The organism is Ochrobactrum sp. AN78 (genome assembly GCF_029909885.1).
Classification (GTDB): Bacteria; Pseudomonadota; Alphaproteobacteria; order Rhizobiales; family Rhizobiaceae; genus Brucella; species Brucella quorumnocens.
This window is the reverse complement of the sequence record NZ_JASAMU010000014.1, coordinates 19,772-36,181: the sequence shown is the minus strand read 5'-3', so window position 1 is coordinate 36,181 and position 16,410 is coordinate 19,772. Positions and strand designations below refer to the sequence as shown.

Sequence of the window (16,410 nt, the reverse complement as noted above, 5' to 3'; positions counted from 1 at the left end):
TCAGGCCATTATACGGGATTGTCTAATATAACTTTGACTAGTCACGAGGAACGAACAATGAAAGCATACCTTCTTGCCATCACTGTTGTAATGGCCGCTGCTTCACCTTCGCTCGCTTGCACAGCTGAAGAAGTAAGTGCAAAGGCAACAGAGTTTGCCACGAAGATGCAGGAACTCGCTGCCAAGGATCCACAGAAAGCGTCCGAAGTAGCACAGAAGCTTTCCGGTGCGCAGTCGCAGCTCACAACAGATCCTGAAAGCGCCTGCAAGGTCTATGACCATATTCTCGCTGACCTGAAATAATTTTTTAAATGGCGGCGTTCGCAATTCGAGCGCCGCTACCAATATATCTTGTATCAATGATTAGAAGGTCAGCTGCACATCGAGCGCCTTTTCGCACTCGGTAAGATCAGCACCCAGTTTGGTCAGAGCGGAATCATATTCCGGCTCTTGAGTGCTGTCGCTTTTGATGTAACCTGCAATGATCTTCACAATATTCTGAAGCGAACTGGCTGCTGTATCGCACATCTTATACGCCTCATATGCGCCAGCATCGGAGCTATTCTTCGCAATTTCCTGCCATTCATACTGTGCTTTGGCAACAGGTACCTGCACCTTCTCTTCCATCGCAATGCCGAGCGCCTTCGAACGCCCGTCAGAATTCTCACCCAGTTCGATATAGGTAAACAACCCTTCAACTACGGATTTCCTGAGTTGAAGTGAATCCGTCTTTGCATCCGCAAGTGCAGGAGAAACCATCAGAGTAGCAATCGCACTGGCTATGGCTACCTTGCCTAAAGAATGCACATTTAGCTCCCGTATAAACTTCGTGCCTTCTTTAAGCACATTCAAACCAAGGCAGGAACCCGTTTTGCGCATACCCGCCTCGCCTGACAGTCAGTGGTCAAATGCCGACTTCAAGTGCAGCTGGCATTTATTGATAGATTTTAGCCAAGCTTTCTAGCGCGAGACAGGCCAAAAAGTCCTGAAATCAAAAGTGCGATGCCCACGCCCATGAGCCCATAACCCAAAGCGCCTGAACCGATTTCAGACTGATTAGCCGAAGCTATTGCTGCCGCTGCGTCGAATGCGCCTGATCCGTTTGCCTTTGCATCCATCATGGCAACAACGCCTGGCTCATTGCATGTTGGCATCAGTGTTTGTTGCGCCTCGGCACTGTCTTTGTAGAGATTTTTGACATTCTGCTCACAACGCATCTGATCAGCCGAAGAAACCCCTGATGCGCTAAACTGGAGATAAAAGCCACCAATTAAGAATATTACTCCTGCAACAGCCATCATAGCTGGAGCTTTAACTGCACTTTTCTGAGCCATATCACCTTGTCCTGTATAATTTCTGCGTAATAGATCGTGAGTCTTGTAACGAGACAAGGCGGGTGCCCTCGTCATTAACGATAAACAACGTAGGACACTTAAATAGCACCTATAAATAGCTGGAATTGTCGTGATTCTTCACGAATAGCGCGGCTTCTACCTCAAAATTTTAGGTTTACCTGAACCTGTGAGCAGTGGAAGAAGCAATTATAAGTCATTGATTTTATGGCGCACCCGACAGGATTCGAACCTGTGACCTCTGCCTTCGGAGGGCAGCACTCTATCCAGCTGAGCTACGGGTGCATCGCTGGGAGGCTTAAAGCCTCAATCCAGCCGTTTCTAACTGAACCACGTCATTGCTTCAATGGTCTATTTGGCAAAATAACCATGAAAAATCCGCGTGTTCCGTTTGTGTGCTTTTATGGCGGGCTTATTGTCCTACCTGCGCCTAACGTGGGAAGGAAACCATATCACCATAAAGTTCGTGGAGCTTAGCTTTCACTGCAGATGAGTTCTGATAAATCTCAATAAATTGCTTCAAGCGAGGATCATCACGCAATTCAGGACGTGTCACGAATTGAAACGCATAAATCGGTTCATTTTCGAATATCAGCCCTGATGATGCTTCCAGCCCCGCGAGCTTGGCAAAAGTTGGGTAAGTTGCCGCAGCATCCACATCATCCAATGATCGTGCGATCTGCGGACCATCCAGCTGCACGATCTTAAGTGGCTTCTTCCAGGTCAATACATCTTCAAGGCTGGCGCGTTGATCTTTACCGGGCTTGAGATCCAGAAAACCTGCCTGTTGCAACAGAAGCAAAGAGCGTCCTGTGTTGATCACATCTCCAGAGAAGGCGATCTGGGCGTTATCCGGGAGATCCGCAAGCTTTGAATATTTCTTGGAGTAAAGTCCGAATGGCGTGCTGAAAGCCGGTGCAACGGGAACGAGTCCATTACCTGTATTCGAATTTGTGTAATTCAAATAGGGAATATGCTGGAAGAGATTGGCATCGACTGTCTTGTCTGCAACGGCAGTGTTTGGCGTGTTCCAGTCGCTGAACTCTACCAATTCCACATTCAATCCCTGCTCTTTTGCTTCAGCAACGGCTATTTCAACAGCCTGATTGGAGATGCTCGTGGCAAGAGCAATCCGCAACGTGCCCTTATCTTTAGCATGAACAGCAATAGGCAATGATAATCCGAAGAGCATTGCTACTGAAAGAAGCAAAAAACGACGACGGTGCGGCTTACCCAAAACGTTCTGAACAAGAGATTGACGGAGGACGATCATGACATGCCTAAAAGTTGATATTTTTTATCCAGTATATAGATTGACGTCGGCATTAAGAAGCTAAATCTAAGGTTTGAGTGCAAATCAGAGAACACTTGATCACGATCAATGAAGCCGGTGTTAGCTACCTCTAATTGTCTTATTAACGTCATCGGTCAGTAACAACTTTGCGGTTTATACCGATGTTAAGAGCATAAACGCCCCCCCCCACTTAACAGCAGAAAAGGACACATCATGTCAAACACAGCTAAGGTTGCATTGGTAACAGGTGCGGCACAGGGTATCGGACGCGGCATCGCTCTCCGTCTCGCCAAAGATGGCTTTGATATTGCACTGGTCGACCTGAAAGCAGACAAGCTTGAAGCAGTTAAGAAGGAAGTCGAAGCGCTTGGGCGTAAGGCATCGACCTTCTCCGCCGATGTCAGCAAACGCGATGAGGTGTATGCTGCAATCGACTATGCCGAGAAAGAACTGGGCGGGTTTGATGTCATTATCAACAATGCAGGCATCGCGCAGGTTCAGCCGATTTCTGATGTCATGCCTGAAGAAGTTGATCGTATCCTGAAAATCAATATTGAAGGCGTGTTGTGGGGCATTCAGGCAGCAGCAACCAAATTCAAAGCCCGCGGACACAAAGGCAAAATCATTAATGCTTCGTCGATCGCTGGTCATGATGGCTTTGCTATGCTCGGTGTTTATTCGGCTACCAAGTTTGCCGTGCGCGCACTGACGCAGGCGGCTGCGAAGGAATACGCAAGCTCGGGCATCACCGTAAATGCCTATTGCCCTGGAATCGTCGGAACAGACATGTGGGTCGAAATCGACGAACGCTTCTCAGAACTGACCGGCGCACCAAAGGGAGAAACCTATAAGAAGTATGTTGAGGGCATCGCACTTGGCCGCGCCCAGACGCCGGAAGATGTGGCTTCGCTGGTATCGTTCCTCTCCAGCGCGGATTCAGATTACATCACTGGACAGGCCATTCTTACCGATGGCGGTATCGTGTACCGATAGGGTTTAGACAAAAGAAAAGGCGGGAAACTCCCGCCTTCTCATTATCCAACATGCAGCCCCGGCGCTTCCTGACCGGTGCTTTCAACATATTCGCTGTAGCCACCGCCGTATTGCTGAATGCCATCCGGCGTAAGTTCCAGAACGCGATTGGAAAGTGCTGCCAGAAAACGACGATCATGCGATACAAAAAGCATCGTGCCTTCATAAGCAGAAAGCGCCTTGATCAACATTTCCTTGGTGTCAAGATCCAGATGGTTCGTCGGCTCATCAAGTACGAGGAAGTTCGGCGGATCAAACAGCATTGCGGCCATGACAAGTCGGGCTTTCTCACCGCCGGACAACACACGGCACTTTTTTTCGATATCATCGCCTGAGAAACCAAAGCAGCCTGCCAAAGCGCGTAAAGGCGCCTGCCCTGCTTTTGGAAAGCGCTGTTCGAGCCATTCAAGAATGGTGCTGTCGCCATCGAGAATATCCATGGCGTGCTGCGCGAAATAGCCAAGCTTCACACTGGCGCCAAGGTTCACAATGCCCTGATCTGGTTCAGTCGCGCCGGTGACAAGCTTGAGCAAAGTCGATTTGCCTGCGCCATTCACACCCATGATGCACCAGCGTTCGCGGCGGCGAACCATGAAGTCCAGACCATCATAAATCGTACGGCTACCATAGGTCTTGTTGACGCCTTTGAGGCTGACCACATCTTCGCCAGAACGTGGAGCTGGCGCGAAATCAAAGGCAACAGTCTGGCGGCGACGTGGTGGCTCGACCCGGTCGATTTTCTCAAGCTTCTTCACGCGGCTCTGCACCTGCGAGGCATGTGACGCACGCGCCTTGAAACGCTCAATGAACTTGATTTCCTTGGCCAGCATCGCCTGCTGACGCTCGAACTGGGCCTGCTGCTGCTTTTCATTAAGCGCACGCTGCCCCTCATAGAAACCATAATCACCGTTGTAGGAATTAAGCGAACCACCGTCGATTTCGATGATCTTGGTCACAATCCGGTTCATGAATTCGCGGTCATGCGAGGTCATGAGCAACGCGCCGTCATAATTCTTGAGGAAAGCTTCAAGCCATATAAGGCTTTCAAGATCTAGATGGTTGCTTGGTTCGTCGAGCAGCATCACATCAGGACGCATCAGAAGAATGCGGGCAAGCGCCACGCGCATCTTCCAGCCGCCGGACAGTTTGCCAACGTCACCATCCATCATTTCCTGGCTGAAACTGAGACCTGCCAGAACTTCGCGCGCGCGTCCATCGAGACCATAACCATCCAGCTCTTCGTAGCGTCCCTGAACCTCGCCATAACGTTCAATGATTGCATCCATCTCGTCGAGACGATCAGGATCACACATGGCGGCTTCAAGTTCACGGAGTTCGGCGGCAACAACACTAACCGGCCCTGCTCCATCCATCACCTCAGCAACGGCCGAACGCCCGCCCATTTCGCCCACATTCTGGTTGAAATAGCCAATCGTCACGCCTTTTTCGACAGTGACCTGTCCTTCATCGGGCAATTCTTCGCCGGTAATCATACGGAAAAGCGTTGTCTTGCCAGCACCATTCGGACCAACAAGGCCAATCTTCTCGCCACGGTTCAGGGCGGCGGAAGTTTCGATAAAGAGAATACGGTGGCTATTGGACTTACTGATATTGTCGATACGGATCATTTGCGTGGGAGGCCTTGTGATAACTTGGCCTCCCTATGGCATGGCTTGCCCGCGCTGTCACGCGGCGCGATGGTCGTTGCAGCCATTCTTTGCTTATGGGATGTGGTGCAGCCACTTTTCGGTTGCGAATTTCTCCTCAACAAGCTGTTCGGCGGCTGCAAATTCCTCAGGCGTGATTGATCCGCTCACCCCGCCATTTAATGATATGAACATTTCCGTCATGCGGTCGATGACTTCGCGGCGCGGCAAGCCGGTCTGGCTACGCACAGGGTCGACACGCTTGACCGCACTGGCTGTACCTTTATCCGAAAGTTTTTCTCGCCCAATGCGCAGAACTTTCACCATTTTCTCGGCGTCCATATCATAAGCCATGGTGACGTGATGCAAAACGGTTCCGCCCGAATAACGTTTTTGTGCCGCGCCGCCGATCTTGCCCTTTGAACTCGAAATATCGTTGAGCGGCTTATAGAAAGCATCAATACCGAGAGAGTTCAGCGATTTTAGCACCCATTCATCGAGGAATGCATAGGAATCGGCGAAACTCATATCGCGGACCAGATCGCCCGGCGCATAAAGCGAATAGGTAATCGAGTTACCCGGCTCTACAAACATCGCACCGCCGCCCGTTACACGGCGCACCGTTTCCACGCCCAACTCCTTGGTTGCTTCCATATCCACTTCATTGCGCAGCGACTGAAACGCACCGATAATGATCGACGGGCGTTCCCACTCCCAAAAACGCAGCGTCGGCGCACGGCGTCCTGCAGCCACTTCGCGCGCCAAAACTTCGTCCAATGCCAAATGCATTGTCGGCGTAAGCGGCGGAATATCGATGATCTGCCATTCGTAGTCGCGCCATGTACGAGCAACACCAAGCGCCCGACGAACAGCAATTGCCACAGCTTCCGGGCTAAACCCGATCATGAATGCATCAGGGCGAAGTTCCTTACGGACAGCGTCTGCAATCTCTTCGGATGAAGCGGTTGCAGGCAAACCATTCAGTGCATCGCGAATATCATCTAGCGCTTCTGCTGGCTCGAGGAAAAAGTCACCTGCAACCTGAACCTCGCTCAGTTTGTTATCCTGAACTTCCAGATCAATAACGACCAGCTTGCCACCGTGGACCTTGTATTCACCATGCATTTTCTTACGACCTTGCTGACGAGAAACATCAGACCGCACTCTTGCGGATTCAATAAAAAAAGGGAACTATCTAACTGGAATTTTACACGATTTGCGTTCAATTAAAGCATTTCCAGCAAAAAGTGCGAAGCGGTTTTGCGTAGGATAGTGCGTAAAAACAAATAGTTACAACAGTTCCAACGATTCAGTCTTAGCTGGAACCGCTGTAATCGCACGTGATTGAGATTTCGATCCGTTGAAACACGCGTCGCTGTTCATTCTATATTCAAGAACTAAATTCTATAAGAACTCATCAGACATTCAAACAATGGTGTTAGCCATGACAGCTCTTCTGTCCAATAAATTAAGCCTCATCGCAGGCCTCTCAGCTTTCGTTGCATCTATGTATGCTCTTGCACCTGCACCAGCCGAGGCCGCACAATTGCAGCGCTGTGCCGGTGAAAACGAAACATGCAGGCTTCCCTACCCAACCGAAGTCATCTACGGCGCGAATGGCCGTGGAACGTCTCAGTTCATCGACGGTCCGAACGTGCGTTGCTCCAACCAGGTTTTTGGTGATCCAGCCCCTGGTGCGCGGAAAAGCTGCTCTTTTGTCGTCCGTGATCGTTATGAAGATCGACGTGATGATCGACGCAACGACTGGCGTGACGATCGTCGCGATGATCGCCGTAATGACTGGCGTGATAACAGACGTGATGATCGAGGTCGCGGCGATTGGCAACAATGCGCGAAAGAAAACGGCTTCTGCGATTTTTATGGTCGTAAGGTCGTACGCTACGGAGCCAAAGGGCGTTTTGTAGAACGGGTATTCCGTGACGGTGTCCGCTGTGACAATCGTACTTTCGGTGATCCTGCACACGGTCAGGGAAAAGCTTGTTACGTTCAGAATTAAAATAGAAAAGCGGGCTTTAAGCCCGCTTTTTTTGTTCTTGATGCTGTTTGTCTATGCATACAGCACTATTCGTTGAAATCACTCGTAAGCCGGATAAGCACTAACCGTTCAAAGAGCGGCCAAACGAGATTCGGCAGTTTTGTCGAACGCCTTCTGTAAGCCTGAATCGCGGTCGTAGATATCATTGAAGAAACGAACATTGCCGTTCGCATCCGGCCAGGCCGTGAAATAGGCAATGTAAACCGGAACCGGATTTGCCACCTTGAGGCCGCGTTCGTCCTTGCCAAAATATTTACCCAGCTCTTCGACTGGCTTACCCAAAACGGCAGCTGCCATGTCGCGTGGGCGCTCCAGACGAATACAACCATGGCTCAAGGCACGCATGTCACGGTTGAAATAAGACTTCGCCGGAGTATCGTGCATGTAGATGTCGTGGGCATTCGGGAACAAAATCTTCAACTCGCCCAATGCGTTATCAAGGCTAGGCTTCTGGCGGATGCCAACATGGGCTTTACCGGCAGCAACTGCGCTCCAGTTTACAGCGCTCGCTGAAACCTTCTTACCACCGACATAGACTTCATAGCCATTGCGATCGAGATAACTGGTATCGCGCATTACCTTGGGTAGCATTTCGTTCAAAATGATCGAGCGCGGAACGCCCCAGGACGGATTAAAAACAACTGTCTGAACTTTGTTATAGAAAAAATAGGTCTGATGGGTTGGCGAACCGATGACCACATTCATAGCTAGCTTTTCTTTGCCGTCTTCGAAATATTCAGCCCGATAGGATGGCTGATTGACCATCACATAGCGCGAACCAAAATCATGCGGAAGCCAGCGCAAACGCTCCATCGAATAGAGAATACGATCACGCTTGACCGAATCCTGCTCACCTTGAAGAGCTGCAATCGTGTTCTTGCCGATTATGCCATCTGGCGTGCTACCGGACAGCTTCTGATAGTCCTTAATGGCAACTGCCAACTCAGGATCATATAGGCTGGCATCGGCATGGGTCTGCAACACATCGCGATGCAGTTCGAGATAGCTGGCAGGCGCGTGTCGCGTGATTAGCGCCACGACTTTGCCAAGCTGATCGTTGGTGTCGCCGGGCCGGATCGGCTTATCAAGCGAAATTCGGATAGGTTCACCTGCTGGTGCTTCGGTCTGCGCCAGTTCGCGCTTCAATGAAGCGTAAGCCTCATTATTGGGCTGGAAACTCTTAAGATAAGCGACTGGATCGCTTTCGGATGCGAGCCGCGCCAACACCGCCTTTGGATCAACGCGACCACGCGGCAGATCATGGAACCCACTCAACCTGTCGGCAACGACACGGCCCTCACCGGCATCGATTGCATAACGTAAAGCCCGCGCAGACATGCGGATTTCAAAGTCGGCAAGTTTCTGTTGGCGTTCTGCCTGCTGTGTTTCATCAAAATGATCGCCCGGAATAACCACAGCATATTCTTCGGGATTCAAACCGTCATCATCAGCCTGTGCAAAGAAAGCTGCAACGTTCCGCGCCTTATCGAGTGCTTTGCTATCTGATGACCAAAGGAATGTGCGCTTTTCCGAATAGAAACTGACAATCGCTTCGGCGATCTGCTTCTCAGCTTTGACATCGACGGTTTTTAGATAATCCGTTGCCGCATCAAAAGCGCGTTCGCCTTGCGTTTCGTCAACCTTTTTCGAGGGACCAATCGGGGACATGCCTGACGTCAAAGGATCGACACGAGCAGGATCAACTGCAGCCGTCACCTGCATATCGACGGCTGAGAAATCGATCTTTATCAGCGTGTCCGGCTTGTAGTTATAGATTTGCGGCCCCTTAACCGTAACACGCTGCGCCGGTGGGACAGCAGCTCTTGGTACGGAAACAGGTTTCGCTGTTCGCTGTGCTGGAGCCGCTGGCGCGGACTGAACGGGAGGTTGAGCAGGCTGAGCCTGCTGCTGGCGACGCTGCTGAAACAGCTCCAGCAATGAATTTGCTGCCTGCGCCTGCGCTGTTGAGAACAACGTCGATGCTGCTAGCGCTAAAACAAGCGCATTACGGACATAAGGACCGCTCTTGCGACTATCTTTAATGTCCCGATTCAAATGTCTGGAGAACTGCATTCTAACCGCCCATTCAATGCAATCGCTAAAAAGCGAATCCGCTTCAATCTTTGCCCATAGAATTGATGAATGTCGTATAGAATCTTTTAACGTTAACGCATCCTCCAATAATTTTGGTCCCAACTCTATCAATTTTTCTTGAAAAGCGCTTTTGCGGTCACACTGCCTGTCTCTTTACTGTGCGGCTGAACAATGTGCCGCAGTGGATTCCGCCCTGCATCGCGATAAAAGCCCCGCAGAATATGCCCTGACTTTGGTTTGGGCTGAATAACGGAGCGCATCTTACGAGATGCCGCAGGCAAGCAAGCGAGGTACCACAATGGCAGAAGCAAGCGCCGCCGATCTTTTCCCTCTTGGCGAAGATAAAACCCCTTATCGCAAACTGACTTCGGAACACGTGTCGGTCGACACGTTCAAGGGACAGGAAATCCTGAGCGTTGACGCTGAAGGCCTGCGCATTCTTTCGGAAGCGGCATTTGCTGATATCAATCACCTGTTACGCCCCGGCCATTTGCAGCAGCTTGCCAATATTATGGAAGATCCCGAAGCAACCGATAATGACCGCTTCGTCGCTTATGATCTTTTGAAGAACGCCAATATTGCCGCTGGTGGTGTTTTGCCGATGTGTCAGGATACTGGCACTGCTATCATAATGGGCAAGAAAGGCCGTCGCGTCTGGACGGAAGGCGGCGACGCAGATGCGCTTGGTGCCGGCGTTCTTGATGCCTATAACAAGAAGAACCTGCGTTATTCGCAGCTTGCCCCACTTTCGATGTTCGAGGAAAAGAACACCAAGAACAATCTGCCTGCTCAGATCGACATCTATGAAGAAGGCGAAGACGCTTACAAGTTCCTGTTTGTAGCCAAGGGCGGCGGTTCGGCCAACAAGACGTTCTTGTTTCAGGGGACGCCTTCTCTGTTGACCCACGATCGCATGATCGACTTTCTGAAGGACAAGATCCTCAGCCTCGGCACGGCAGCCTGCCCGCCTTATCATCTGGCAATCGTTATCGGCGGTACGTCTGCTGAAATGAACCTGAAGACGGTGAAACTGGCATCAACACGCTATCTCGATAGTCTGCCAACGCAAGGTTCCGAGACGGGCCATGCTTTCCGTGATCTGGAAATGGAAGCTGAGATTCACAAACTGACCCAGTCGCTTGGTGTCGGCGCGCAGTTCGGCGGCAAGTATTTCTGCCACGACGTTCGTGTTATCCGTTTGCCACGCCACGGTGCATCGCTGCCTATTGGCCTGGGTGTTTCCTGCTCTGCCGACCGTCAGGCCAAAGGAAAGATCACCAGAGAGGGCATCTTCCTTGAACAGCTTGAAACAAATCCGGTACAATATATGCCTGAGATTGACGAGGAAAAGCTGTCATCGCATGTGGTCAAGATCGACCTCAATCAGCCGATGGAAAACATCCTCAAGGAACTGTCAAAGCATCCTGTAAAGACGCAGCTCTCGCTGACCGGTTCGATTATCGTCGCACGCGATCTGGCGCATGCGAAAATCCGTGAGCGCCTGGAAAATGGCGAAGCGATGCCCGAATACTTCAAGAACCATCCGATCTATTATGCGGGTCCGGCAAAAACTCCAGCTGGTTACGCCTCGGGTTCTTTCGGCCCGACAACGGCTGGCCGAATGGATTCCTACGTTGATCAGTTCCAGTCGTTTGGTGGCTCGATGGTGATGCTCGCCAAGGGCAATCGCTCGCGACAGGTGCGCGAAGCCTGCGGCACTCACGGCGGCTTCTACCTTGGATCGATTGGCGGCCCGGCCGCTCGTCTTGCGCAGGATTGCATTAAAAAGGTCGAAGTTGTCGAGTATCCAGAACTTGGCATGGAAGCCATCTGGCGTATTGAAGTGGTCGACTTCCCCGCCTTTATCGTCATCGATGACAAGGGCAACGACTTCTTCAAGGAACTCAATCTCGGTTGAGATAAAAACCTGATTGAAAATAAAGGGCGGGAAACCGCCCTTTTTTTATCTCGGATCGCGTTTCAGACCTTTTCCCGCAAGTTCATCCAGATAAGTCTGCCAAAGCGTGTCTTTCTCAGTGCCGAGCTTGTGGAGATAGGTCCATGAGAACAGGCCCGTATCGTGCATATCGTCGAAGGTGATGCGGACGGCATAATTGCCAATAGGGTCCATGCGCATAATTTCTACATTACGCTTGCCACCAACGGTCACACGCTGCTCCGGTGAGTGTCCCTGCACTTCCGCAGATGGAGACAAGACACGCAGAAGCTCCGCAGTCAGCTCAAACCGTTCACCGCTTTCAAACGCCACTGTCAGAAGCTTGCGGTCTTTCGAGACACGCAATTCGGTTGGCCAGACATCACTCATAATTGTTCTCCGTCATTCCAGCGGCTGTTCATTCTGCAGCATATGAAGGCTGACATATAAAATATGCTCCCGACGCTCTGAATTTCGCCAAATCAAAGAGATATTGATGTTCAGTCTCGAAGAGAAGAGACAAAAAGACTGACGCGTCAGATTAATGCCTTATCACTTGAAGGTGCTTAGCAAACGCGTAAACTGGACAAAGCGTTCGAGGCCACTTATCTAGAACTAAGATGCAGAATGGGTTCTGCATCGTGTGGAAACAATGGCTTACTCTATGCAAGGTTCTCAAGTTCTGCCTGTTGTTTCTCCCACCGGACAAATGATTGATCCGTTTGGGCGCGCGGTTACCTATTTGCGCGTTTCAGTGACTGATCGTTGCGACTTCCGCTGCACATATTGCATGGCGGAGCATATGACTTTCCTGCCGAAGAAAGACCTGCTGACGCTCGAAGAACTTGATCGCATCTGCAGTGCATTCATCGACAAGGGCGTCCGCAAGTTGCGACTGACAGGCGGAGAACCACTTGTCCGCAAAAATATCATGCATCTTATTCGCGGACTATCGCGTCACCTTAAAACAGGTGCACTGGACGAATTGACACTCACCACCAATGGTTCCCAGCTGGCCCGATATGCGGATGAGCTGGCGGATTGCGGCGTGCGGCGTATCAACGTTTCGATGGATACGCTCAACCCCGATAAATTCCGTACCATCACACGTTGGGGCGATCTTGATCGCGTCATAGAGGGTATCGATGCGGCCCAAAAGGCTGGGATTCGCGTTAAAATCAATGCGGTTGCGTTAAAGAACTTCAATGAATACGAAATTCCGGAACTGATCCGCTGGGCGCATGACCGCGACATGGACATGACCTTGATCGAAACCATGCCCATGGGCGAAATCGAGTTCGATCGCACCGATCAGTATCTGCCACTTTCACAGCTGCGCGCCGATCTAAGCCAGCAGTTTACGTTGTCCGACATTCCTTACCGCACGGGCGGCCCTGCCCGTTATGTCACTATTGCTGAAACCGGCGGGCGACTTGGTTTCATTACGCCTCTCACACATAATTTCTGCGAAAGCTGCAATCGTGTACGCCTCACTTGTACTGGCATGCTCTATATGTGTCTGGGGCAGAACGACGATGCAGATTTGCGTGTTGCGGTCCGTGCAAGTGAGAGCGACACCATACTAAACGATGCCATTGATGAAGCCATCTCTCGCAAGCCCAAAGGCCATGATTTCATCATTGACCGTGACCACAACCGCCCGGCCGTAGCGCGCCATATGAGCCTTACGGGCGGATAAATAATTTAAATACATATGCAACAAGTATAAATTGGACCGAATCCAATTGATGCGATAGCGATATACATTCCTAAACCGGATTCTATATCGTGCCGCAGTCAGCTAATTTTCGTGCAAGTATATTTATGCTCCTCGCCATGGGTACATTCACCATCGGCGATACTATGACGAAATATCTGCTGACGCAGATGAACAGCGGTCAGTATATGTTTATCCGCGGGATATTCGCGACAATTGCGATAGGCCTGCTCGCCTGGCGCAACGGCGCATTGCGCCATTTGTCAATGGACTTGATGACGGTTTTGCGCGTCTTGGGCGAAGTGCTGGCGACCGTCACTTATATCTTCTCTCTCGGCCATCTTTCACAGGCATTTTGCTCAGCGGTATTTCAAGCAACGCCGCTGGTCGTCACCCTTGGCGCCGTGCTATTCCTCAATGAAAAAGTTGGCTGGCGGCGCTGGATGTGTATCTCCTTCGGGCTTGTCGGCGTTATCATCATCATTCGTCCCGGCACCGATAGTTCGGCGAGTCTTGCTACCGTAGGCATTTTGCTATCCAGCGTCTGCTTTGCCGCCATGCGTGATATCGCAACCCGTCGTGTGCCCGCACATGTCCCGACACTTTATCTGTCCACGCTGACCGCCGGTGCCATAGCTATCACTGGCGGTGGCCTCATCCTGCCTATGGGTGGCTGGCAGCCCGTTGGTCTTGCGCCAGTTCTTATCATGGCTTTGGCTGCGGGACTTCTGCTGGTCGGATATCACTTCATCATCATGGCCATGCGGGAAGGTGAGATCTCGTTTGTCTCGCCCTTCCGTTATTCGAGCCTGCTTTGGGCGATCCTGTTGAGCACGGTAGTCTTCAACGAAGCTCCAGATTCCTATACAATTGCCGGGTCAATTCTCGTCGTCGGAAGCGGCATCTATATGGTCTATCGCGAGAATGTTCGCAAAAAGCGTGAGCAGAATAAAAGCACGTTGGCCGCGACGCCAACCGGAGTGGAACCTTCGTAATGAGGGATATGATCCGCATCGCAGGCGCGATTATTGCGGGCGGTCAATCCAGTCGCATGCAAGCGGGAGGTGTGGCGGGAGACAAATTCCTGCAAAAACTCGGCTCAACGATGATCGTCGAGCATGTTGCAGAGCGGCTTTCGCCACAAGTCGATCATGTTTTTCTCAATGCAAATGGCGATCCTGAACGTCTACCGGAGCTGAATATTCCGGTAATCCGAGATAAGCCCTCTTCACACGGTGGACCGCTTGTCGGGTTAAAAACCGCTCTTGAATATGCTCATGACTACCCATTCGTGGTGAGCGTTGCAGCCGACGGCCCGTTCTTTCCCCGCGATCTGGCGTCCCGACTACATGAGCAGCAAAAGAATACCGTTGCTCGCATTGTGCTGGCGAGCTCGAATGGGCGTGTGCATCCGATTTTCGGACTGTGGAAGACAGACCTTTTGCAGCCACTCGACGAATGGCTTGCACATACTGACAAAGCCAGCGTCCTCGCCTTCGCACACCATATCGGCTTTGAAGTGGTTGAATTTTCCCTTATGCAGCTCGCCGATAGCGAGACTTGTGACCCCTTCTTCAACATCAACAAACCTGATGACCTGATTGAAGCGACCCGTCTGAACGAGGCCATGAAATGACCCATAAGCTGTTCGGTATTACTGGCTGGAAAAATTCCGGCAAAACCACGCTGACCGAGAAGCTCGTTCAGGAACTGACCAAACGCGGCTACCGAATCTCCACTGTGAAACATGCACACCATAATTTTGATATCGATCACGTCGGCACAGATTCATGGCGACACAGAAATGCAGGTGCCGCAGAAGTCGCAATTGTATCCTCAGCGCGCTATGCAATCATGCATGAAAATCTGGGCGAAGAAGAACCGTCGTTAGCAGCAATTGCGAGCAAACTCGCCCCGTGTGATCTGGTTTTGATCGAAGGTTATAAGCGCGAATCTCATAAGAAAATCGAGCTGCAACGCTCCCTCGGACATGACGGTCCGCCACTATACGAGGACGATCCAAGCATTGTTGCAATTGCAAGCGACCACATGGTTCAACATGAAAAATTGCCCGTGTTTAGTCTGGATGCAGTGGAAGAAATTGCCGACTTCGTTGTGCAATTGATGAAGCTTTGAGGATTTCTCCATTAGTTGAGATAATATCCGTAAAAAACACGGTCATATCGCCATATTCTATAGAAAACCCTTTTGAAACCCCTTTCTGCATGCACAATTAAATTACGCCAACCGTCTTGCAAAGACATGGAAAATGGTGGGATTATCAAAGCCTGGGCGGATGATTGGGCATAAGTGCGAAAAAATATTGCGCGTTGTCAGCTCTGACATCTATTTGTAGTGAACGGGGGATCCACTGTCAGGCTTACTACTTAAGGTTTTATGTCGACAGCATCTCTTGAAGCGGCTGAACCAGAAAAAGAATCAGGGAACCAGCCACAACTAAACGAGAGGACTAAGAATGCGCGTTATTAAGCGTATCGCTGCGGCGACATCAGTTGCAGTACTTGCCATCACACTCGGCAGCATGAGCGCCGGTATTGCCAATGCTCAGGAACCCCTGAAGCTTAAGATTGGCACGGAGGGTGCCTACCCTCCATTCAACTTCATCAAGCCAGATGGCACGCTTTCCGGCTTTGACGTCGATATTGCCAGAGCGCTCTGCGACGAAATGAAAGCTGAATGCGAGTTCGTGACGCAGGAGTGGGACGGTGCTATCCCTGCCCTTCAATCCGGCAAGTTCGATGCCTTCATCGCGTCCATGTCCATTACTGACGAACGCAAGAAGCAGGTCGACTTCTCAAACAAATATTACAACACGCCTCCCGGTGTTGCAGCACCTAAGGACACCGACATCAAGGGTGTGACTAAAGAAGATCTCGCAGGCAAGACGATTGGCGTACAGGTTTCGACCACGCATGCCAACTATTCGGAAAAGACCTTCACCGACAGCACGATCAAGGCTTATCCGACTGCAGAAGAATATCGTCTCGATCTAGCCAATGGCCGTCTGGACGCCGTCAACGACGATAGCGTGACGCTGGCCGAATGGCTGAAAACGCCAGATGGCGCTTGTTGCAAGATGGTTGGTACTTTCCCACCAGTTATCGAAATTCACGGTCCTGGTGCTGGCGTTGCCTTCAAAAAGGGCCGTCCTGAGCTGGTTGAAAAGTTCAACGAAGCGATCAAGGCAATCCGCGCCAACGGTAAGTACAAAGAAGTCAATGACAAGTACTTTGATTTCGACGCTTACGGTGCAGAAAACTAA

Annotated in this window: 16 protein-coding genes and 1 tRNA gene; 9 read left to right on the top strand and 8 right to left on the bottom strand. The window is 50.9% G+C overall.

Going from position 1 to position 16,410, the window contains the following annotated elements; genetic code table 11:
* Positions 1-57 precede the first annotated feature (57 nt).
* Entirely contained in the window at positions 58-303 is a 246-nt protein-coding gene (locus tag QBD00_RS20305) for a hypothetical protein (RefSeq protein ID WP_318580387.1), read from the top strand.
* 60 nt (positions 304-363) lie between these two features.
* On the opposite strand, the gene QBD00_RS20300 is transcribed toward QBD00_RS20305, so the two are convergent.
* From QBD00_RS20300 to QBD00_RS20285, 4 genes are all read right to left on the bottom strand, one after another.
* Complete coding sequence (locus tag QBD00_RS20300) at positions 364-879, bottom strand: hypothetical protein (RefSeq protein ID WP_318580386.1); 516 nt, start codon at positions 877-879, stop codon at positions 364-366.
* A gap of 68 nt (positions 880-947) precedes the next feature.
* Entirely contained in the window at positions 948-1,391 is a 444-nt protein-coding gene (locus tag QBD00_RS20295) for a hypothetical protein (protein WP_318580385.1), read from the bottom strand.
* A gap of 169 nt (positions 1,392-1,560) precedes the next feature.
* Positions 1,561-1,637: transfer RNA gene (locus QBD00_RS20290), tRNA-Arg, on the bottom strand.
* Positions 1,638-1,782: 145 nt separating this feature from the next.
* Positions 1,783-2,625, bottom strand: coding sequence for a MetQ/NlpA family ABC transporter substrate-binding protein (locus tag QBD00_RS20285; RefSeq protein ID WP_318580384.1), 843 nt, complete (start codon positions 2,623-2,625; stop codon positions 1,783-1,785).
* Positions 2,626-2,859: 234 nt separating this feature from the next.
* Between QBD00_RS20285 and QBD00_RS20280 the strand changes: the two genes are divergently transcribed.
* Entirely contained in the window at positions 2,860-3,639 is a 780-nt protein-coding gene (locus tag QBD00_RS20280; protein ID WP_318580383.1) for an acetoin reductase, read from the top strand.
* Positions 3,640-3,680: 41 nt separating this feature from the next.
* On the opposite strand, the gene QBD00_RS20275 is transcribed toward QBD00_RS20280, so the two are convergent.
* Positions 3,681-5,306 carry an ABC-F family ATP-binding cassette domain-containing protein gene (locus QBD00_RS20275; protein ID WP_264230986.1) on the bottom strand — a complete coding sequence of 542 codons (1,626 nt, stop codon included), beginning with the start codon at positions 5,304-5,306 and terminating at the stop codon, positions 3,681-3,683.
* A gap of 93 nt (positions 5,307-5,399) precedes the next feature.
* A complete protein-coding gene (locus QBD00_RS20270; protein ID WP_095446558.1) occupies positions 5,400-6,449 on the bottom strand; it encodes a biotin/lipoate A/B protein ligase family protein in 1,050 nt (349 codons plus the stop codon).
* A gap of 319 nt (positions 6,450-6,768) precedes the next feature.
* Between QBD00_RS20270 and QBD00_RS20265 the strand changes: the two genes are divergently transcribed.
* Positions 6,769-7,341: a hypothetical protein gene (locus QBD00_RS20265; protein WP_318580382.1), complete on the top strand. Its 573-nt coding sequence runs from the start codon at positions 6,769-6,771 to the stop codon at positions 7,339-7,341.
* A gap of 108 nt (positions 7,342-7,449) precedes the next feature.
* On the opposite strand, the gene QBD00_RS20260 is transcribed toward QBD00_RS20265, so the two are convergent.
* Positions 7,450-9,453, bottom strand: coding sequence for a L,D-transpeptidase family protein (locus QBD00_RS20260; RefSeq protein ID WP_318580381.1), 2,004 nt, complete (start codon positions 9,451-9,453; stop codon positions 7,450-7,452).
* 319 nt (positions 9,454-9,772) lie between these two features.
* On the opposite strand from QBD00_RS20260, the gene QBD00_RS20255 reads away from it, so the two are divergent.
* A complete protein-coding gene (locus QBD00_RS20255; RefSeq protein ID WP_318580380.1) occupies positions 9,773-11,392 on the top strand; it encodes a fumarate hydratase in 1,620 nt (539 codons plus the stop codon).
* A gap of 45 nt (positions 11,393-11,437) precedes the next feature.
* Here QBD00_RS20255 and QBD00_RS20250 read toward each other — a convergent pair whose 3' ends face one another.
* Positions 11,438-11,800, bottom strand: coding sequence for a DUF971 domain-containing protein (locus QBD00_RS20250; protein WP_264230983.1), 363 nt, complete (start codon positions 11,798-11,800; stop codon positions 11,438-11,440).
* 274 nt (positions 11,801-12,074) lie between these two features.
* Between QBD00_RS20250 and moaA the strand changes: the two genes are divergently transcribed.
* The 5 genes from moaA (at position 12,075) to QBD00_RS20225 (ending at position 16,410) form a co-directional block, all read left to right on the top strand.
* Positions 12,075-13,109, top strand: a complete 1,035-nt coding sequence (gene moaA / locus QBD00_RS20245; RefSeq protein ID WP_095446555.1) for a GTP 3',8-cyclase MoaA — start codon at positions 12,075-12,077, stop codon at positions 13,107-13,109.
* Positions 13,110-13,234: 125 nt separating this feature from the next.
* Positions 13,235-14,122 (top strand): DMT family transporter, encoded by an 888-nt coding sequence (locus QBD00_RS20240; RefSeq protein WP_318580379.1) that lies wholly within the window; start codon positions 13,235-13,237, stop codon positions 14,120-14,122.
* Positions 14,122-14,763 carry a molybdenum cofactor guanylyltransferase MobA gene (gene mobA, locus QBD00_RS20235; RefSeq protein ID WP_318580378.1) on the top strand — a complete coding sequence of 214 codons (642 nt, stop codon included), beginning with the start codon at positions 14,122-14,124 and terminating at the stop codon, positions 14,761-14,763. The genes QBD00_RS20240 and mobA overlap by 1 nt, the downstream gene beginning before the upstream one ends.
* Entirely contained in the window at positions 14,760-15,263 is a 504-nt protein-coding gene (mobB, locus tag QBD00_RS20230; protein ID WP_318580377.1) for a molybdopterin-guanine dinucleotide biosynthesis protein B, read from the top strand. The genes mobA and mobB overlap by 4 nt, the downstream gene beginning before the upstream one ends.
* Positions 15,264-15,603: 340 nt before the next feature.
* Positions 15,604-16,410: an ABC transporter substrate-binding protein gene (locus QBD00_RS20225; protein ID WP_095446552.1), complete on the top strand. Its 807-nt coding sequence runs from the start codon at positions 15,604-15,606 to the stop codon at positions 16,408-16,410.